Genomic DNA, 17,694 nt, shown 5'->3' with positions numbered 1-17,694 from the left:
GGCCCCTGGCATAACTGTCGGGCCTCATGCGCATCGACCCAAAACTTTACAACTGTAAAGTCGGGCATCCTTGATGCGTTAACTTCTTGTTAACGAAAAACGCCTTGAAGAATCGGAGTCAGTCTGGCATCCCTGACGGAAATGATCTCGTAAAGTGGTCAGAACCGTCAAGAGGATTGAATGTTGCAGCCAGCTTCTCAGAGCGTCAGAGACACTGCGTCGAAGATCGGGGTCTACACCTCGAAACTCTCTGCGGAGCTGAACGATATGCGTGAGGCTGTTTATCCACCCTCTGCGCAGAAAACATTTGGTCGGACATTCTCAACCCTTGACCTAGTGAGGCTACTCAAGGTTCCGGAAAGTACTCTTCGCCAGTTGACGCTGGAAGGGAAGGGGCCTTTGCCCGAGCGTGCAGAAAACAACAGGCGAACCTACACGATAGAACAGGTCAAGGAACTGAGGGCATTCCTGGCCGAACTTCGTCCGGACGAAGCTGGCGAGCTGCTTCCGCATCGTCGCAAAGGGGAAAAGCTTCAGATAATTGCTACGGCGAATTTTAAAGGTGGTAGTTCCAAGACAACCACTTCTATCCATCTTGCACATTTTCTAGGGCTTCAGGGTTATCGGGTCCTGTGTCTGGATCTTGATCCGCAAGCATCGATGACTGCGCTATTTGGTATTCAGCCCGAGTTCGATCTCGGCGAGAATCAAACAGCCTATGCAGCCATTCGATATGACAATGAGAGGCGGCCGCTCGCTGAAGTGATCCGGCCAACCTATTTCCCGGGTGTCGATCTAGTTCCTGGCAATCTGGAGCTAATGGACTTTGAGTTTGATACCCCGTCCTATCTGACCTCGAAAACCAGAGATGACTTGGGTTTGTTTTTCGAGCGGTTAAGCAGTGCCCTGGCCCGCGTCGATGATCGATACGATATCGTTATCATCGACACCCCACCGTCCCTTGGATACTCAACGCTCGCCGCTCTTTACGCAGCAACGTCCTTAATCATTACCGTTCACCCGGCGATGCTCGACGTTGCATCGTGCAATCAGTTCCTGATCATGATCTCCGATCTATCGGAGGTGCTGGGGCAGTTTGGAGCAAAATTTGAGCATGACTTTTTCCGTTTCCTGCTCACCCGCGTGAACCCGAATGACGGGCCTCAGAAGTACATGTCTGGAGTCATGCGCCGATTGTTTGGTGATGATGTACTGGTTGCGGAGGCGCTCGAATCGACGGCAATCGCCGGTGCAGCGGTAGCGAAGAAGACCCTATACGAGCTCGAGTCGGGCGAGGTCGGTCGTGAAGCGTTGAAGCGTGCAATTGAGAGCGCTGATCGAGTTAACTCCGAAATCCTCGACCTCGTTCACAAAGTTTGGGGGCGTAGCACATGAAGAAAAGCATCCTTCAGCGAATGGCGGCCGCCGAAAACCGGACAGAATCTACTGTGGTGTCGGACGCGTCTGACAAGCCCTCGCTGGCGCGGCGGCACTCTTCACCGGTCATTTCCAATGTGGGTCGAGCACTGACACAGCTCACCGAAGATAGTGTCATTTCACTCGATCCTGACCGTATCGACCGCTCCCCCTATAGAGATCGCTTTGGCAACGACGAAGATGCGGCCAAAGAGCTCGAGGCGCTTAAGGTTTCCATCGCAAGCGAAGGCCAAAAAATTCCGGTTCTCGTTCGGCCGCATCCGACGAAACCGGATCATTACCAGCTTGCCTACGGTTACCGTCGATGGGCGGCGATCAAGGCCATAATGGCAGAAGCGGATCGCCCGGAGACCATAAAGATTCGAGCGTATGTTCGAGAGCTTTCCGATCGGCAATTGATTGAAGAGCAATCGCTTGAGAATGGTGTTCGGGAAAACTTGACCTGGATCGAGCAGGCAATGTGGGCAGTACAGCTCAAAAGTGCTGGCCTTTCCCATCGCGCCATGTGCCCAATCTTGGGAGCTTCAGAAGCGGCAATATCGCATCTGTTTCGAGTGACGGAGGCGGTTCCCGAAGACATCATTCTTGCGATCGGCAGAGCAAAAGGAGTTGGTCGCCCGAAATGGACCGCATTTGCCGAGTTGCTGAAAGATCCGAGCAGCGCAGCACGTGTTCGCAAGATAATCGACACGGTCGAGTTTCGAGGCGCTGACAGCTCCAGCCGTATTGCCCAAGCGATGCGAGCTGCAAGTGCTGCAGCCGACAAAGTGACTGCGGAACCAGCTGAAGAGATTGTTGACTTCGCCGTGGGTGACCGAGTTTTTGGCCGCATGAAGAGTAATTCGGCTGGAACTACGGTCTCAATCCCGAAGCAGGAACGCGCTTTCGCGCGCTGGCTGGCGGACCGAATGCCTGACCTCCTAAGCGAATACAACAATCAGTCCGATCCAACTCACCAAGAGGTGTGATCGAGACACTCGTTAATTGGTCAAGAGGAGAGACCGCGACAAAAGAAAAAGGCCCCCAAAACGTTTCCGTCATGGAAGCCTCTCTCAATTCCTAGCAAGATCGAGAATCGCATTTCCATGAATCCCAGTCAAGAGTCTTTGGCATCGTTTTGGTGAGCGGATTTCTTTTGCCTGAAGAAAGGTGAAGGAATATGCAGACGGGAAATGTGACGACGCCCTTTGGGCGGCGGCCGGCTGTGCTTGCTCTTGTAAAGAGGCAGCTCCAGACGTCCGAGACAAAACCAAACCGCCCGGTCGAAAAATGGAAGGTGTTTCGCGACGCCTGTGAGGCCCGTGAACGCCTCGGCCTCCAGGACAGGGCGCTGACTGTGCTGGACGCATTGCTGACGTTTTATCCAGAGAGCGAGCTCAACTGCGATAGCGGATTGGTGGTCTTCCCTTCGAACGCCCAGCTTTCTGTCAGAGCGCACGGCATCTCTGGAACGACCTTGCGGCGCCATTTGGCTGCCCTGGTCGAAGCCGGGCTCATCCAGCGCAAGGATAGTCCGAACGGGAAGCGCTACGCTCACCGGGACAAGGGTGGCGATATCGAGCAAGCCTTTGGGTTCGATCTTTCTCCACTTTTGGCTCGTGCTGCGGAACTTGCAATTCTGGCACAGGAAGTCGCTGCCGAACGCCTGCAGTTCAGGCGAGCCAAAGAGGCCCTGACTATCTGCCGGCGCGATGTGCGCAAGCTGATTTCAGCAGCGATGGAGGAGGGGGCAGACGGCGACTGGGAAGCCATCGAAGACATGTATGTCGGCATTGTCAGCCGACTTCCCCGCAATCCTGGCCTTCACCAGGTGGACGCAATCCTCGACGAGATGCAGCTTTTGCGCGCCGAAATCCTCAACCTTCTGGAAAATCAGCTAGATTCTCAAAATATGGACGGCAATGCTGTTCAAAATGGCTGCCACATACAGAATTCAAAACCCGAATCCATCTATGAACTTGAACCTAGCTCTGGAAAAGAGCAGGGCGCAGCCGTCGAGCTGGAAGTAGCACCCAAAGCGGTTGCTCAGCCGTTGGCAAAGCCTGAACAGATGAAGGCGTTCCCGCTGTCGATGGTCCTGAAAGCCTGCCCGCAGATTTCGGACTACGGGCCCGGCGGCACGATCTCCCATTGGCGCGAGCTGATGGGAGCTGCGGTGGTGGTACGATCAATGCTTGGTGTTAGCCCGTCGGCTTACCAGGAGGCTTGCGAGGTGATGGGGCCGGAGAACGCGGCGGTTGCCATGGCTGCAATCTTGGAGAGGGCAGGGCATATCAATTCGGCAGGTGGATATCTCCGCGATCTCACGCGCCGAGCGAGGGCAGGAGAGTTCGGGCTGGGACCCATGCTGATGTCGCTGATGCGTGCAAATGCGAACAGCGATCGGAAAACGGGGTGAGGGACGACGCGTTCCTAAATGGCCATCACTTGACGGCCCTTTCCGTTCTTCAATCGTCTGTCGGGGTATCGACCTTGGATGATTTTCGACCTGGTGGCCGGCCAGGGGGACGGCCTTTCCTGCTGACTCTCGCCGCCTTTCTAGTCAGTCGTTGGCGTTCGGCCTCAGCTTTTGCTTCGGCCTCCGCTTCCGCTTTTTGCCGAGCTTCAAGAACATCCTTAGGCGTCAGTTGGCCAACTATACCGATCAAACTGCGTATGGTGTCATGCGGGAGGTCATGAATGAGTCTGAAGAGTTCAACCCGATCATCGGCCTCTTCAGGATTTTTACCGTAGAGATGAGGTGCTGCGGCATGAATCATCTGCATCGGCAGGAACCCAAGGAGCTCGGAAAGGTGAATCATTCGAGAGACGGTCAGCCGCGAAATGTTCAGTTCGTAGCGGCTGTAGACCACTCGAGCGAGACCAGCCAGGGTCGCGAAATCACTCTGGGTCAGACCAGTTTTCGCGCGTTCGTCGAGTAGGAATGCGGAAAGTTTTGCGTCGATCTCGCCGAAGCTGACTATGCCGTCGAATCCCTCCTTGCGGTACAAGGGTCTCTGGAAATCTGGATCTGTAGTCTCAACCAGTTCCCTTGATTTGATATAGTCGGATAGATTCCGCACAGTCGGTATTCCCTCAGTCCCCAAATCCGCCTGTGGCAGATATCACGCACCATAACGTGCCATTAAGGCACTGTCATCCTGGGCGCCAGTTACAAAGCCCTAACAAAAGTGGGGGGAATGAATGCCAGGATGCTGATCTCCTCGATATAAAATTCGCAACTCAGGGCGCGTTGTCCATCACCTCAAGATCCAGTTCGCAGCGATCAGGTTCCAGCTGTGGGCGCTGGATTGAAAAACGCCTTCGACCGTTCTTTCTTCGGAGATCCAGCTCAGCTTCACGCGCATTTCGCATGCCAATGAAAGCTGGTCGATGCTGATGCACCTTGTGATCAAAATCTCAGACTTCGGCCCAAATGTCTCAAAGTCCCACATCGCAAACCGGAACAGCTCCCGTTTCGCGTGTTCGTTGGTTGGCCAATCAGCTTGTTTGACCGGCTCGGCTGGAGAAGAACCAATAACAGGCATAGTCCTCTTTATGGACTGAATGTCGATCCCTGCCTTCTCCGCTGCTTCAGGGTTGATCAAGAAGCCAAGGGTGGTGCCTACGGCCACCCCGGCCAGAAATCGAAGGTCGAGGATCAATAACCATTATCCTTCAGGAACTGGTCGATTGCGGCCTTGACGATCACCGTCATTTTTAGGTCGTTTTCAGAGGCTGCGCGCTCCAAGCGTTTCTTGGTGTCGTAATCAAGAGGGCAATTGACGAAGTGCTTGCTCTCGCGCGCCTTGTTCTGCTTGAGCTCCTGCAGTCGTATTCTGGACGCCTCACGCTCCAACGACTTGTTCGTCGCTCTCTCCCGGCGAGCCTCCGGTGAGGGCAAAATCAAACTTGATCTTGGGGGCACCTGAACGGCTTGTACCTGAGCAGGAGCTTCTTCGACAGCGGCCTCGTCCGGTTGATGGCTGGCGACCGCGTTTTCTGCTTCGTTGTCTATAGCCGGCTGCGACATTGGATTGGGTACATTCCCCCGCGACCGTCGCGGTGCCACGGGAAAATCAGATATGCTGGAAGTGCCTTTAGCCATCTTACGACCTCTTCTGCTCGTTCGGCAGGAAACGTTCAATTTCTTGCATCAAGGTCATGACCTCGCTCCGGGCCTTTTTGACTGAGTCGCTCAGCTCCAGCATTTGCAGTGTCCCATATCCAAGTCTGATGTCGCGGTATGGGTTTCGCTCATAAAGCTCAGTGTCCAGGAGGTATGAATCATATCCCTGTTCCTGCAAGTTTGCGATGAAGGGGCGGATCAGGCGGTAGGCTTCCAGTGAACGACCCGGGAGAGTAATCCGGGTTCTGAAGTTGAGATGTGGAATGTTTCGCCCGGTACGATCGCAGGTGTCAGCCACGTCCATTGCTGCCTGGCCGGCAGCAAGGATCTCGTCTTGGTTTGGCTGGATCGGGGTCATAACGATGTCCGAGCCGGCGATGATCGTGTCTCGCAGTACGGTGTCTTGACCGGGGGAGTCTATTAACACGACGTCAAACCTGGCGGTTTCGTTCTCCAGAATATGCTGAAGTGATGCGTTGGTTACCGCCGTGCGAAGCTCAATGCCGTCTGGCCTGTTGTCTTTAGCCTCGGAACGCGACCACCACTCATTTAGGTTTTGCCGGCCATCCGCATCGACCAAGAGCACTTGCTTACCATGAAGCGCATATTCACCAGCGACCAGGATTACGGCGGTTGTCTTGCCCGCTCCACCCTTACCGCTTACCAGCGATATGCAGATTGCCATTACACGATCCTTTCAAGACTATGGTTCCCCCGCCCCCCTAGCGATCCGACATGGGTTCAATCGGCACATCAGTATCGTCGTTAAGATCTTCACATCGAAGCAAACCTAGCATGTGAACACACACAGGTTAAGATCAAAACATGCGTGTGAACGCACGCTTTAGGACATCTATCAAGTCACACGAGTTGGTCGTGTGGTTTTTACAAGTGTCTGGGTCGAGTGGTGAACCCCGGAGCCGCGTGAGGCCTCACTTGGCGCTCGCACGGAGGGTGCCAAGGGCGAAGAGCGAAGCGTCCCTTTCGCCTGAGTACGAGGGACAGATAAAGGCCTTCAGAGGCGGTTTCGGCGGTGAGCCCTGGTGAGCGTTCCAACGGAAAGAGTGCGAGCGAAGCGAAGCCAGTCGAGAGGTGAAATTAGGTTGAAATTATGAGATAGGTCTTTAGATTTAGAGTGGCAGGATACGCAAAAATGTTTTACATTTTGCACCGCAATCGTGGGACAAGCCCACGATGAGGGTCGCCAGGCTCCGAACAGGCTTGATTGATTGATGAGCGAAGACACGATCGAAGTACCGACGCCCGAGCAACGCAAGGGGCGTCTCATCAACGTCCGTGTCAGCGATGCTGAGCATTCGGCTATCGAAGAAGCGGCCAAGTCGGCCGGTATGAGTGTGTCTGCTTTTTTCCGTTCGCTGCTCCTCGAGGGTGCTGGTGTTCGCCCAATTCTGACTGCGGAAGACAGGTTGATCATGGCCGCATTGCTCGAAGACATGCGGATGATCGGCATCAATTTGAATCAGGTAGCCCGCTCCCTGAATGCGGGCAAAGGTGTCCACCCTTCCGAGCTGGACATCAATCTTGGCAACGTCCAGCGGATTCAGGCGGCTGTGATGAGTGAGCTGCGGACGCTTTCGCGCCGTGCGGGGCATGAGCGCCGAGGCGAGGTGTAGGCCGTGGAGCTTTTTCTCGGCACGTTCACAAGCGAGTGGGAGCAGAGACGCGCGGCGCTCTTGCACGACATGACGCTGGGCGGCCGAGGGAGTGCTGTCGAGGAAGAGCTTAAGAAGAGGCTGAAAAATCTCCAGCACCAGGCTGTGATGTCGAAAGGCGGATCCGGAGCCGGTAGAGGTGGTGTGCCTTCGGCCTCGATGTTGAATGCCACATCCGGGTCTCGGTCACTGGCTGCCGGTTCGGGTGCTATGCGATCAATGGACGTTCGTCTTGCGAGCGTTGCCAAAGGGAGCCAGCCAGCAGTTGTCAAACTGGCTTCCTACGGTGGTGGCGCCCGCGTCGGCTCGATGCTCAACTATGTTTCCAGAGGGGGGGAGCTGAAGGTTGAGAACGAGAACGGCGAGACGTTGCGTGGCCGTGAGGAGCTGGCGCGTCTCCGTGGTGATTGGGATCACCTTTTCCAAAACAGGACCGAGAGCCGCGATATCGGCGCGTTTAGCGTCGAGGTGAGCGTTTCCGGCGGCTCGAACCCGCATGAGCAGGTGCGGGACATTCTCAGCAGTGGCTTTGGTGATCGACGCTACGCTTACTCTGTCGAAACCCGAAACGATGGATCGCTGAAGGTCGAGGGCTATGTTGTGTTGCGCAGCGGGCAGGGCGAGCGGCTGACGGCGGACGCGAAGTCGGCTGCGATCGTTCAGGAGCGTTTTAACGCCAGCGCCGTTGCGAACGAGGCCCCCGCAGCTTTCTCGTTCACAGGCTATGGCAACGGCGTGGAATATGGCGCTGCCAAGTTGCGAGACCTGATCGCGCAGCGCAACGACGTTCGAGACGATCAGGGACGTTCGATCGCAGATGACAAGGCTGCGGGCGACCTGGTGCAAAAGGAATGGCGGGATGAGCTGCACAGCCGCAAGAGCCGTGACGTGATGCACGTGATCATGTCGGCGCGTGCCGGCACGGATGCGGCCGCGTTCGAAGGAGCTGTTCGCGACTTCCTGGCTGAGCAGTTTGCGGGCCATCGGTACGTTTTCGCTATGCACGATCCGGAGAACGATCCGAAAGAAGCAGGGGAGGGGGGCAAGCGGCCGCATGTTCATGCCCATGCCATCGTTACCATGCGTTCGGAGTCGGGCGACCGGATCGAGACGACTCCGGCCACCTTCCGGCAATGGCGGGAGGTCATGGCCGAGAAGGCGCGTGACCACGGCATCAATATGGAAATGACCGATCGTCGCGAGTTTGCTACGCCGCCAGCCTTCACGCGTAATCAGGTTCGCGCCGTCAAACATAACGGTCGAACCGAGCATGTCGGCACCAGCGATCCGGCACAGGCGCGATATGACGCAAAGCGAGCTGGTCGGCGCGTGGTGGCGACGAGCCAGAGAAGCCGCCAGTACATCCTAAAAGCGCAGGAGACTTGGCAGAAGATTGCAGTCAACGCCAGCGACACAGTGGTTGCGGCCTACGCCGCTCAGCATCGCTCCTATCTGGAAAACGGCCTTGTCCAAACGGATCAACCGCCTGCTGGTTCGGTCATTCATGCGGATTTTGGCCGTGATTACCGTGCCAATATGGTAGCAATCAGAGACATGTTGTCGGAGGCAAAGGACATGCGCGAGCAGACACGCCCAGAGTTCGAAGCGTACGAAAAGACGGTTGAAACGGCTCTATTCAACCTTCAGCGCAGCGCTGGTCCAGAGGACCGGTCAGGCTTCGAGGAGGTTTCCTCCCTCGCTCGCGAGATCGTCGATCTGCGCAGGCAGATGCTCGAAATGAAGGAGCGTGGGCTTGATGAGCAGGATGGTCGAAACGCTGCTGGCGACGTCTCCAGAGAAAGTCGTGCCGCGCCGGAAATAACGGCATCTGAGGTGCAAGAGCAGACGAATGCTAACTCCCAGTGGGAGGCAGCTGTTGCCAAGCATGGAGAGGCTGTCGTTGAGGTAGGTCGCGATGCGATGGCAAATGTGGAACACTATCGCTCCGGCCTCGCCCATATCGAAGCCGGTGAGCTCGGAGACGAAAACCGGGAGCAGTATGAGAAGGGCCTTGAGGCTTCGCTTCATCATGCAGCTCAACTCGCCGCTACTGGAAACAGCTATCTCCGGGATGTTGCCAACGAAGATCCGGAACTGCGCGCGGAGATCGAGACCATTGAACGCAATGAAGAGCGTGGGGACGAAAACAAGTCAAACAAGCAGCCGATAACAGCGGATACTGCCGACGATCGCCAACGCGATCACAGGGTGGATCTGGAAGAGGAACGTCTGATCGGGCAAGCGGAGCGTGAGGCTCACCAGCTCGCTGAGACGGTGGACGCTACTCAGAGGCAGCAAGATCTTGTAAACAGAGACAGGGAAGCGGCCAAGCAGGGCGGCGAGACCACTCGGACTGATCCCGCGCAACAGCACATTCCTCGTCTCGAGGAGTTGGAGCGTGAACAGGTTGAACAGAGGGAGCGTAATCGGGACGACCGTGATCGCTAAATTGTCATGCAGGACGGTAATCAGAACACCTACCTGGTGGAAGTAAACGACCCCAAGTCTGCCGACATCGTCGGCAAGATGATGGTGTGGGGTATGGTCTCCGTTGGGATCCTCGCGATCCTGATCAAGGTCTACGGGACCGTGATCGGCTGGTATCATGCTTCTGTGGCTTGGCTAACAGAGGCGGGTCAGTACGCAGCCAGCTTCTGGCCCTTCTGAACCGGAATTAGCGGCCGGCCTGTTCCATGATTGGATCAGGAACGGTCGCTGCGAATAGCTCTTCCAAGCTCTTCCTCTTGCGCGGTGATTTGCCTTCGGCTTCCCGTTCGACGACCTCCCTAAGGCGACTAATCCGTTCATTGTGCGCTTTTTCGATGTCGTTCTCTGAGACAGGTGTCGTGCGCTTTTCGGGAGCGGGCACAGCTGCCTTTGAAGGTTCCAGAGTGCCCCCGGCGCCGACTTTCTTGTTGGCCAAGGCGGATGGATTCACGACGCGAGCGGGCGAGGTGGAGGGCGCTGGCTCTTTCGGAGCCTCCTCCTGGACAGGCGCCCGCGGCTCCTTCGCTTGCGCCTCAGTCGCAGGCATTATCGCTTCCGCTTCATCAGCCTGTTCCTGGCCTGCATTGGCATAGGCTGGCGTGGTCGCTGGAACAGGTTTAGGTGGCAGGTAATCGACAGTTGGAACGGTCGGTATATGCGTCTGAGAATAGGCTTCCGCCTCCTTGAAGGGCTGCGTCTTAAAGAAGCGCAGCTTGTCTCCAAAGATTGGCCGCTGACCCTCCACCAGCAAGATCATCTTGTTTTCGGGCATCTGGCGCACTTCCTGCGGCATCATCAGGTCCCGATCGCGAATTTGCTCGACCCTTGTTCGTCGCGGGAGGCCCATAAGCTCGATAGTGCGCGATTCAGACTGATATCGGATGGTTCTCTTGCCAAGCGCCCGGGAAGCATACTCTGCCGTGGCCTGGTCATTGGCACCAAGGATGAGCTGATAGCCGCAGTTGCCAAGGAGCGAATGTCGGGACGTCTCACCATAGATCTCATCCAGGTTCTTCAGGTCCTGGATGATGAAGGCGAGCTTGATCTTATAGCCGGCCACATAGGGCAGCTTCGTCATGATCTCGTCCATGCGCTTCAGCTGGCGAAACTCATCCAGCAGGAAATAGACCGGCACGGAGTTGGGATCATGCTCAAGGGTAAGTATGTCCATCACCTGTTGAACGAATAGCGTCAGCAGCGGTCTAAGAAGCGTGATGTCGGTAATGTTCGGGGCAAGGTAAATCGTGATGGGGCGACGCTTCATGGATCGAAGGTCCATGTCGGTCATGTTCGTTGCGGCCACAACGCGTTCGTTCTTGAACGGCCTCATCGCCTTCTGGATATCAAGCAGTGCCGAGGCCGCGGCCCGATCGGAGAGAGACAGGTAGGAATTGAAGCTCTCCATCGTGAACTTCGACAGGTATGGCTCCTTCTCCTTGATGTACTTCATCAAGGCTTGCAGATCGGTCCCGCTGTTGAAGAAGGAGTTGATCTCGCCGAGGTTCCTGCGCCCTTTATAGAAGGGGCTTTCGAGAACATAGCTGATGGCACCGGCGAGAACCTGTTGAGCTGTGGCCTGCCAAACTGAATTCTCGGATTCGGTGTTTTCCGGTACAAGAATGCTGGCAATATTTTGAATGTCAGTCGTGCGATTGCCTCGCTCCGGACGAACAAAATCCAAGGGATTATAGCTGTTGGTCGTCTCGGAACCCGGCGCGAACAGGAAGACCTGGCTGCCGTTGCGCTTCCGATAGCCCGCGGTTGCCTTGTAGACCTCGCCCTTCAGATCCGTGACGATCATGGAGCCTTCGTGCATGAGAGCGTTGGGGATGACGTAGCCCGCGCCCTTACCGGATCGCGTCGGGCCAATAATGAGGTGGTGGCGATCGTCATACGCGCGGAGGACGTTGCTCCCGATGCGACCGAATATGTGACCTCGTCTGCCAAACCACTTCCCGCGCCGAAGGGTTGCAAGATCCTGAAAGGCAGCATCCCCCAATGGATTGCTGGTAGGTTTGAGCCCAAGGTAAGCAATCAGGCCTGATACGAGCAGCGCGGGCAGTACGGAGCCGAGCGCGACCTTTTGAAGGGAAGGGGAGGAGCTATAGGCCCAGAACTGCTGAATTGGCGCGAATGGGTTTGAGGTGATTGTCGCCTCGAGGATCCTTCCGTCACCGTAGAAGAGCTGAAGCCCCGCCCCGTATGCCAGCATCCAGACTGCAAATGCGATCAACAGGCAGAAGAACAGATAGAAGGCCTGTAGCCCCTTACTCATGATGCATCCCGTGCGAAGTAGATTTCGGAAACCCCGCGCTTGCCGCCTTCGCGCCGGAGTTGGATCACGATCGGAATGACCATTTGGATGTAGGACATCAGATCCTGCTTGGAGTAGCCGGCGGACATGCCGGACTGCTGCATCATCATGGCAAGCTGTTCATAGGCGCCGAGCGGCGTATCGGCGTGTACTGTCGACATGCTGCCCGGATGCCCTGTGTTGATGGCGCGAAGGAATGAAAAGGCCTCAGCTCCACGAATCTCGCCAACAAAGAGGCGATCCGGCCGCATTCGAAGCGCCGATTCAAGAAGGTTTTGAATCGTCACGTTTGCGGTGCCTTGCCCACCCTTGGAGGCGATCAGGTGGACCGCGTTCTTCTGTGGTGGGAATAGCTCACGAGTGTCTTCAAGCGTCAGGATTCGCTCATTCAGGTCTACAGAGCTGAGGCAAGCGTTCAGAAACGTGGTTTTTCCCGACGACGTGCCGCCACTGATCAGGATCGAAACCCGCTTCGTGATGGCCGTATGGATGAAGTCGTAGATCTTCTCTGCGCGTAGATAGGCGATCAGCTCTCGATCCACGTCGCTTAGGCCCCCGACAGCAACCGAGACTTTGTCGAGAGAGCCGTTGTCACGGTAGTCTTGCAGAGAGAAATTCTGCACAACCTGCTTACGGATCGTGATCGACCCACCGTCGGGTGCCGCGGGCGGCAAGACGACCTGGATACGTTCGCCGGTCGGCAGTGCTGCGCTAAGGATCGGATTAGCGGCGTTGAGGAACTGCTTTGTCGCTGCGGCAGCCCGCTCGCCAATGTTCTCGATCTCGCGTGCAGTCAGAGCATGGATTTCATGATGCTCCATGTGATCAGCACCGAAGCGCTCAACATAGACTTGGCCTGGCCGGTTCACCACAATCTCAACCACCTTCGGGTCATCGAGAAATTGCCTGATGGGCTCCAGAGACCGGTTCAGGAAATAATGAGGATCATGAGCGGTCGTGTTACCTACCATAACGTTCACGTTTGATCTCCTTCATCGCTTCCGTGACAGGATCGTCGTACATGGCGCTGAAATCGAGGTCCTGGCGAACATAGACAAAGATCCGCTCGCCTTGCGGTACGCTGATCGTTGGCGGGATCCTCAAGTTTTCGGCAAGGACCGTGTTCGCCATGTCGCTGAAGGTCTGCGCGATCGTTTCTCGCGCCAATTCAGCACCTCTTTCGGCGTCATCGTTTCCGGAGCTGGAGTCGCTACCATATCCGGTTAGATAGCTTGCACCGCCTCCGACGATCGACAGCAAGATTGATGCGCCAAAGCGCTCACGGAACTTGTTGTCGACATGACCCGTCAGGCCTGATCGCCCGAGGCTGTCCGTGCCGATGGAGTTCAAGCGCACCGACACGCCGTCATCCCGGATCAGCCTCGTCCACACAACAAAGACCCGCTTCTGCCCCCGCGTAACTTCGGACTGATATTCCCCGATCAGGCGTGTTCCTGTTGGGATCAGGACACGCCGCCCATCGAAGGAGTAGACATCCTTGGATGTGATGGCCCGGACCTGGCCCGGAAGGTCGCTGACGATCGCCGTTTCCAAGATGCCGGGGATCAGCGTGCCCTCTGGGATCATGGCGTCGATGCGCTCAATCTGCCGGGCTTTGGCGGAACGGTCACCGATCGCACTCGCTGAGGACAGGTACTGGCTGTTGCGATCCTCGCCAGCGACGGTCAAAGGCGTGCCGCTGTTCGAGCCATCGAGCGAACCATTCGCGGATCCTCCCAGGTTCTGGTCAAGCGTGATTAGCTTTGACCGAAATCGCTCCGGAAACACCTCTTCGGCGGGCGGGGGGGCGCTCGCCGGTTGAGCGACTTCGGGCGGGGGAGGCACGTTGAATTCAGTGACGTCCACCGGCGGAGCTGGCGGCGGAGGAGGCGGAGGTGGAAGTTCCAAGACAGGCTGTTCGGGTGGTGGGGGAGTGGGTTCTCCATCGCGCACGAAACCGGGCGGCCGGAAGGTCGTGGTACGGAACTCCTCCTCACTTTGCGGGCTTTCAGGCGGGCTTTCTCCGGACGTGGCGAGCACCAGGTACGCGGCGAAGACGCCAGCCAGCAAAAGGGCGGCCATGCCGACCGTTTGATTGCGCTTCACGTTTCGATTGCTGATTTCGGCCTCGTCGGCCGCCGCCATTGCGTCGAGTTCAGGGCTGCGCTTCATTAGTTGCCGCTCCTCCTGCGTTTGCTGGCATCAGGATCCGGTTTCGGAGCCATGATGTCAGGATCAGGTGCTGCAAAGTCCGGCTTGCGGAGGTTGAAAATGCACGTCCACTGGTTTCCGTCCCGGAGCGTGTATTGCGTGGCTACGCCGTCAACGACGATGTATTCGCCTTCCTTGCGGAAGTTTCGCAGGGTCTCGGAGAAATCGGATTGAACGGCAAAAATGGCCGGCACGGTCCCTCGGCCGAACTTGAAAAAGGTCTTCTTTCCGTCATCGAAGACCATTGTCGGCTTCAGCGCCGCGTCGCCCGAGAAAGAATAGTCAATATTGACGTTCGCTTTGTCGATGCTCGAAATGTTCGGGTTAGCTGCCCGAAACTCAGCCTCCTTCCGCAGAGACTCGTTCAGGTTCTTCTCCGGATAAACGAAGCGAATGCCGAAGACCTTTTTCCCTGCTTCCGGTGCATAGTCGTTGAGCTCAAGGAAGTAGATCCTCTTTGAGGTCACCACGTTCATGTTTGTGGAAACGTCCTTGGCTATCGGCTTGACGAAAAGGATGTTGCCCTTTTCGGACGGGGCAACCTGCCAACTGTCGGTGTCACCAAGCGAGATCGTCTCAAACTTCTCATCTTCGTCGAAGATGATCATCGTTGAGATGCCGTAGGTCGCAGATACCTTCACGACGTTGTTCGGCTGATAGACGACACTGGTCACACGCGCATCCAGACTGCCGGGGCGGGGCTGTTGCGCCGCATAGGCGTGAGTCATCGTGAGAGAAGCGATCGACGCCGCCAGTAGGAAGCCATATTTCACTGCTGGCCTCCCGAGGTCACCGTTTCCTGATCACGGCGGTAGTCATAAACCTGGAAGCCCAACGGGTTTTCGAAGCGCCATTCGTTGCGCTCAGGCGTATCCGTGTAGCGATAGCGAACGATAGAGATGAAATGGCGCGTGATGACGTCTGAATCAGAGCGCTCATGCGTCGAGAACCGGACGAGCGCCGTTGTCGTGTTGGGGAAGGTGACAGACTTTATGTCGACGGTGATCGACTTATTTTTGCCGAGCCGGCGAGCTGGATTGTCAGGGTTCGCGGCACTCCATTGGGCTTGGAGGTCGCGCGCTGCGTCGTCGGTGGAGAGCAAAGCTGCAATTCCAAAGTTTTGCTCGATGGCAAAAGGATCATAGCCCTCGCGGGATCGAATGTAACGGACGACATTCGCCTGAGTGACCGCCTGCTGATCGGTGATGTTCGATGTTCGGGTCAGCCCTGTCTTGACCTCAATATAGCCAGTGTTCTTGTCGACCTCGACAATGTACGGCTCGAAGCTCTTGAGGGGCACGAGCATCACCAATGCGGAGAGCGACAGGATCGTGATGCCGCCGAAGATCAGCGTAATCAGCCAAGCGAACGCCTTGGACCGTTTGGCCTTTTTGACGATCTCTTGTTCCCAACGGTCCCCATCCTGAAAATAGCTCCGGAGAGCATCGTTATTCTCTGCCATGTATCCTAGCCCTTAATTCCCGCCACCAGTTGCCTAGTTGGGCAGACTGTTGTTGGTAATTCTGTTTTGCATCGCTTCTGCTGCACCGGCGTTTTGGATGTTTTCCCTCATGCCGGCATGGGTTCTGGCGCGTGCGGCCATTCCTAATTCTCCAGCCCTGCCCGCTACAGAACGTGTCGCGGTCAAAGCTCTTGCCGGCAGTGCAACACCGGTTGCGTAGCCAACCGATCGAGCGATCTGCCCAACGCCCGTTGCCACGCCCCCGGTAATTCCCTGGGCGAGAGTTTGAATGTTGAAGAGGACAAAAGCGCCAGCCGCACAGATCAGGACGAAAGCCGAGATATCGTCTAGCTGGATCTCGTTCGCGGATGCTGCCGCTGCGACCTTCTGCAGTTCAGCGTCCATGGTCGTGATGAGAAAGGCGGCGACGACGTAAACGAAGAGCGGAATGATCGCGTACGTCAAAACCTGCTGGAACCAAGCCATTCCGTACTGGCGTGTGGAATCAAACAATAGGCAGGCGATAAAGATCGGTGCAGTGCCAAGCAGCACCCACATCATCACCTTCGCAAGCACGAGGATGGCAAGCGCAACGGCAATGAACAGCCCAACCGCCAGCATGATCAGAAACCCTACAAGGCCCGGGAGAATGGCGAAGTAGCCTGACTGCTCCGCGAATGCTGCTGCTGCCTCATTCGCCGTCTCCCAAATCATGGAGAGGCCGTCTGTCGGCTCAGTTATCCCGGTACTGCTAGCCGTCAGGAGCGCCCGCCCCACGTTTTCCGGCGTGTTGTTCAGCCAGTCGTAAAAGAAGAGTTGGAAGTTGCCCCACTGATCAATGAAGGCGACGATAAGCATCATCCGCACGACCCGGCCGACGATCTCGCCGACGCTCACTCGCGCGGTCCCCATGACGAGTTGAAGTCCGTAATAGGCGACGTAGGCAATAAGCATGATCGTCAGCAAGGGCATGATCTCGTCGCCAACGACTTCATAAGCCCGTTGGGAGAAATTCCGCCCTGCATCTTCAAGAGCCTCAAGCAGGCCGCCTAGAAAGTTCATGGGGTCACTGCTCTCCGCTTGCAGCGAAAGCGTCGATCGCCGCCAGCGCTTCCGATGGGTTGCCATTCACGCTGGTCATTGGGCCACATTCCTGTCGCGGATCCTCGGCGTAGGATGTGAGGTTTGCCGGCCTCTTGCATGGTGCAGTCTTCTCTTTCGGAGCACCGGCGCAGCCAGTTACGCCGGCAGCAACCAGAACGGAGAGGAGCACAAAGCCTTTCACTCGAAATGTCTTAGTCACCGTAGGTCAGCGCCTTCTTGGTATTGGAGATGTCGACAAGGCGGCGCTGGTTTTGAGCCTGCAGGGAGCCGACCGCCCCATTCATCACGCCAATCATTTCGTTGATCGTCAGGCCGGTTTGAACCTGCAGCTGCGTGTTCTGATCGATGGACCCTTTGATGTCTTCGGCCTGGCCGATCTGCTGACCTGCCTGCTGGAATGCCTGTGTTCGCGACTGAACGGCCTGTTGCGAGCCGGTGACTAGGGCAGCAACTCCAAGGACGGTCTTCATCATCTCTTCGTAGGACTTGTCGCCGGAGAACGTGCTGTCCGCCTTGCCAGACAAGTTCTTTACTAGCTGAAGACAGTTGATGAAGGTGGTGGCAATCTGTCCGATGTCACCGCCCATGCTGCCGAAGTTCGGGACTCCGCCCTGCATCAGGCTGTCGAGTGACGGCATCTGAGAAACGCTGAACCCTTGACTAACGGCGAGGTTCTGCATGGGATTTGAAACGCTCCCGCGATCCCCCGTGACGGCTTTAAGCGTCTCTTCTACCGTCTTCAGAACCTCCTTGTTGGTATCCAGGATCTGGTCGGTCGTCTGAGAGGTTTCCGTTGCAATCTTCAGGTTGGCGCTGTCGATCACGGGAACCTGTGCATGCGCAGTAGACGCCATCGCTAGCGAAAACGCAGTCAGAAATGCTCTTTTCATGGCCGTTC

At 56.5% G+C, this 17,694-nt stretch carries 18 protein-coding genes; 6 read left to right on the top strand and 12 right to left on the bottom strand.

All coding sequences use genetic code 11. The features are described 5' to 3' along the window. The first annotated feature begins 180 nt into the window (after positions 1-180). The 3 genes from repA to repC all read left to right on the top strand — a co-directional run bounded on the left by repA (position 181) and on the right by repC (position 3,835). On the top strand, positions 181-1,395 hold the full coding sequence (gene repA / locus G6N80_RS22870) for a plasmid partitioning protein RepA (protein ID WP_165137598.1): 1,215 nt from the start codon (positions 181-183) through the stop codon (positions 1,393-1,395). Beyond that, positions 1,392-2,405 (top strand): plasmid partitioning protein RepB, encoded by a 1,014-nt coding sequence (gene repB / locus G6N80_RS22865; RefSeq protein ID WP_165137595.1) that lies wholly within the window; start codon positions 1,392-1,394, stop codon positions 2,403-2,405. Before repA ends, repB begins: the two co-directional genes overlap by 4 nt. A 191-nt stretch (positions 2,406-2,596) precedes the next feature. Continuing rightward, positions 2,597-3,835, top strand: a complete 1,239-nt coding sequence (repC, locus tag G6N80_RS22860) for a plasmid replication protein RepC (RefSeq protein ID WP_165137592.1) — start codon at positions 2,597-2,599, stop codon at positions 3,833-3,835. Positions 3,836-3,884: 49 nt separating this feature from the next. Here the strand turns inward: repC and G6N80_RS22855 are convergent, their stop codons facing one another. From G6N80_RS22855 to G6N80_RS22840, 4 genes are all read right to left on the bottom strand, one after another. Then, positions 3,885-4,427: a helix-turn-helix domain-containing protein gene (locus tag G6N80_RS22855; RefSeq protein ID WP_245408071.1), complete on the bottom strand. Its 543-nt coding sequence runs from the start codon at positions 4,425-4,427 to the stop codon at positions 3,885-3,887. A 249-nt stretch (positions 4,428-4,676) separates the two neighbouring features. After that, positions 4,677-5,081: a hypothetical protein gene (locus tag G6N80_RS22850; protein WP_165137589.1), complete on the bottom strand. Its 405-nt coding sequence runs from the start codon at positions 5,079-5,081 to the stop codon at positions 4,677-4,679. Further along, positions 5,078-5,524, bottom strand: coding sequence for a hypothetical protein (locus G6N80_RS23420; protein ID WP_246251534.1), 447 nt, complete (start codon positions 5,522-5,524; stop codon positions 5,078-5,080). Before G6N80_RS23420 ends, G6N80_RS22850 begins: the two co-directional genes overlap by 4 nt. A 1-nt stretch (position 5,525) precedes the next feature. Further along, positions 5,526-6,230 (bottom strand): ParA family protein, encoded by a 705-nt coding sequence (locus tag G6N80_RS22840; RefSeq protein ID WP_137137013.1) that lies wholly within the window; start codon positions 6,228-6,230, stop codon positions 5,526-5,528. Between the two features lie 547 nt (positions 6,231-6,777). Between G6N80_RS22840 and G6N80_RS22835 the strand changes: the two genes are divergently transcribed. Genes G6N80_RS22835 through G6N80_RS22825 form a run of 3 tightly spaced genes read left to right on the top strand, consistent with a single transcriptional unit; the run spans position 6,778 to position 9,885 of the window. Next, positions 6,778-7,179 (top strand): DUF6290 family protein, encoded by a 402-nt coding sequence (locus G6N80_RS22835; protein ID WP_165137586.1) that lies wholly within the window; start codon positions 6,778-6,780, stop codon positions 7,177-7,179. Between the two features lie 3 nt (positions 7,180-7,182). Continuing rightward, the gene (locus tag G6N80_RS22830; protein WP_165137583.1) at positions 7,183-9,666 is read left to right on the top strand and encodes a relaxase/mobilization nuclease domain-containing protein; all 2,484 of its coding nucleotides are present in this window, start codon (positions 7,183-7,185) and stop codon (positions 9,664-9,666) included. Between the two features lie 6 nt (positions 9,667-9,672). Then, positions 9,673-9,885 carry a hypothetical protein gene (locus G6N80_RS22825; RefSeq protein WP_052642558.1) on the top strand — a complete coding sequence of 71 codons (213 nt, stop codon included), beginning with the start codon at positions 9,673-9,675 and terminating at the stop codon, positions 9,883-9,885. Positions 9,886-9,892: 7 nt separating this feature from the next. Here the strand turns inward: G6N80_RS22825 and G6N80_RS22820 are convergent, their stop codons facing one another. From G6N80_RS22820 to G6N80_RS22785, 8 genes are read right to left on the bottom strand one after another with little or no spacing between them, the layout of a single operon-like run. Next, the gene (locus tag G6N80_RS22820; protein WP_165137580.1) at positions 9,893-11,980 is read right to left on the bottom strand and encodes a type IV secretory system conjugative DNA transfer family protein; all 2,088 of its coding nucleotides are present in this window, start codon (positions 11,978-11,980) and stop codon (positions 9,893-9,895) included. After that, complete coding sequence (virB11, locus tag G6N80_RS22815; RefSeq protein ID WP_165137577.1) at positions 11,977-12,999, bottom strand: P-type DNA transfer ATPase VirB11; 1,023 nt, start codon at positions 12,997-12,999, stop codon at positions 11,977-11,979. The genes G6N80_RS22820 and virB11 overlap by 4 nt, the downstream gene beginning before the upstream one ends. Then, entirely contained in the window at positions 12,980-14,191 is a 1,212-nt protein-coding gene (gene virB10, locus G6N80_RS22810; protein ID WP_037093760.1) for a type IV secretion system protein VirB10, read from the bottom strand. Before virB10 ends, virB11 begins: the two co-directional genes overlap by 20 nt. Beyond that, positions 14,191-15,003, bottom strand: a complete 813-nt coding sequence (gene virB9 / locus G6N80_RS22805) for a P-type conjugative transfer protein VirB9 (protein ID WP_165137574.1) — start codon at positions 15,001-15,003, stop codon at positions 14,191-14,193. The genes virB10 and virB9 overlap by 1 nt, the downstream gene beginning before the upstream one ends. After that, positions 15,000-15,692 (bottom strand): VirB8 family type IV secretion system protein, encoded by a 693-nt coding sequence (locus tag G6N80_RS22800; protein ID WP_165137571.1) that lies wholly within the window; start codon positions 15,690-15,692, stop codon positions 15,000-15,002. The genes virB9 and G6N80_RS22800 overlap by 4 nt, the downstream gene beginning before the upstream one ends. Before the next feature lie 33 nt (positions 15,693-15,725). Then, positions 15,726-16,754: a TrbL/VirB6 family protein gene (locus G6N80_RS22795; RefSeq protein ID WP_165137568.1), complete on the bottom strand. Its 1,029-nt coding sequence runs from the start codon at positions 16,752-16,754 to the stop codon at positions 15,726-15,728. A 4-nt stretch (positions 16,755-16,758) separates the two neighbouring features. Next, entirely contained in the window at positions 16,759-16,977 is a 219-nt protein-coding gene (locus G6N80_RS22790; RefSeq protein ID WP_246251533.1) for a hypothetical protein, read from the bottom strand. Between the two features lie 10 nt (positions 16,978-16,987). Further along, positions 16,988-17,686 (bottom strand): type IV secretion system protein, encoded by a 699-nt coding sequence (locus G6N80_RS22785; RefSeq protein WP_165137565.1) that lies wholly within the window; start codon positions 17,684-17,686, stop codon positions 16,988-16,990. Between the last annotated feature and the right edge of the window lie 8 nt (positions 17,687-17,694).

The sequence above is a fragment of the Rhizobium rhizoryzae genome (assembly GCF_011046895.1).
Lineage (GTDB): Bacteria > Pseudomonadota > Alphaproteobacteria > Rhizobiales > Rhizobiaceae > Neorhizobium > Neorhizobium rhizoryzae.
This window is presented reverse-complemented; position numbering and strand designations above follow the sequence as displayed.

Coding starts and splice junctions, on each gene's coding strand:
- repA (WP_165137598.1), top strand. CDS start 181: ATGTTGCAGCCAGCTTCTCAGAGCGTCAGAGACACTGCGTCGAAGATC.
- repB (WP_165137595.1), top strand. CDS start 1,392: ATGAAGAAAAGCATCCTTCAGCGAATGGCGGCCGCCGAAAACCGGACA.
- repC (WP_165137592.1), top strand. CDS start 2,597: ATGCAGACGGGAAATGTGACGACGCCCTTTGGGCGGCGGCCGGCTGTG.
- G6N80_RS23420 (WP_246251534.1), bottom strand. CDS start 5,524: ATGGCTAAAGGCACTTCCAGCATATCTGATTTTCCCGTGGCACCGCGA.
- G6N80_RS22840 (WP_137137013.1), bottom strand. CDS start 6,230: ATGGCAATCTGCATATCGCTGGTAAGCGGTAAGGGTGGAGCGGGCAAG.
- G6N80_RS22835 (WP_165137586.1), top strand. CDS start 6,778: ATGAGCGAAGACACGATCGAAGTACCGACGCCCGAGCAACGCAAGGGG.
- G6N80_RS22825 (WP_052642558.1), top strand. CDS start 9,673: ATGCAGGACGGTAATCAGAACACCTACCTGGTGGAAGTAAACGACCCC.
- G6N80_RS22820 (WP_165137580.1), bottom strand. CDS start 11,980: ATGAGTAAGGGGCTACAGGCCTTCTATCTGTTCTTCTGCCTGTTGATC.
- virB10 (WP_037093760.1), bottom strand. CDS start 14,191: ATGAAGCGCAGCCCTGAACTCGACGCAATGGCGGCGGCCGACGAGGCC.
- G6N80_RS22800 (WP_165137571.1), bottom strand. CDS start 15,692: ATGGCAGAGAATAACGATGCTCTCCGGAGCTATTTTCAGGATGGGGAC.
- G6N80_RS22795 (WP_165137568.1), bottom strand. CDS start 16,754: ATGAACTTTCTAGGCGGCCTGCTTGAGGCTCTTGAAGATGCAGGGCGG.
- G6N80_RS22785 (WP_165137565.1), bottom strand. CDS start 17,686: ATGAAAAGAGCATTTCTGACTGCGTTTTCGCTAGCGATGGCGTCTACT.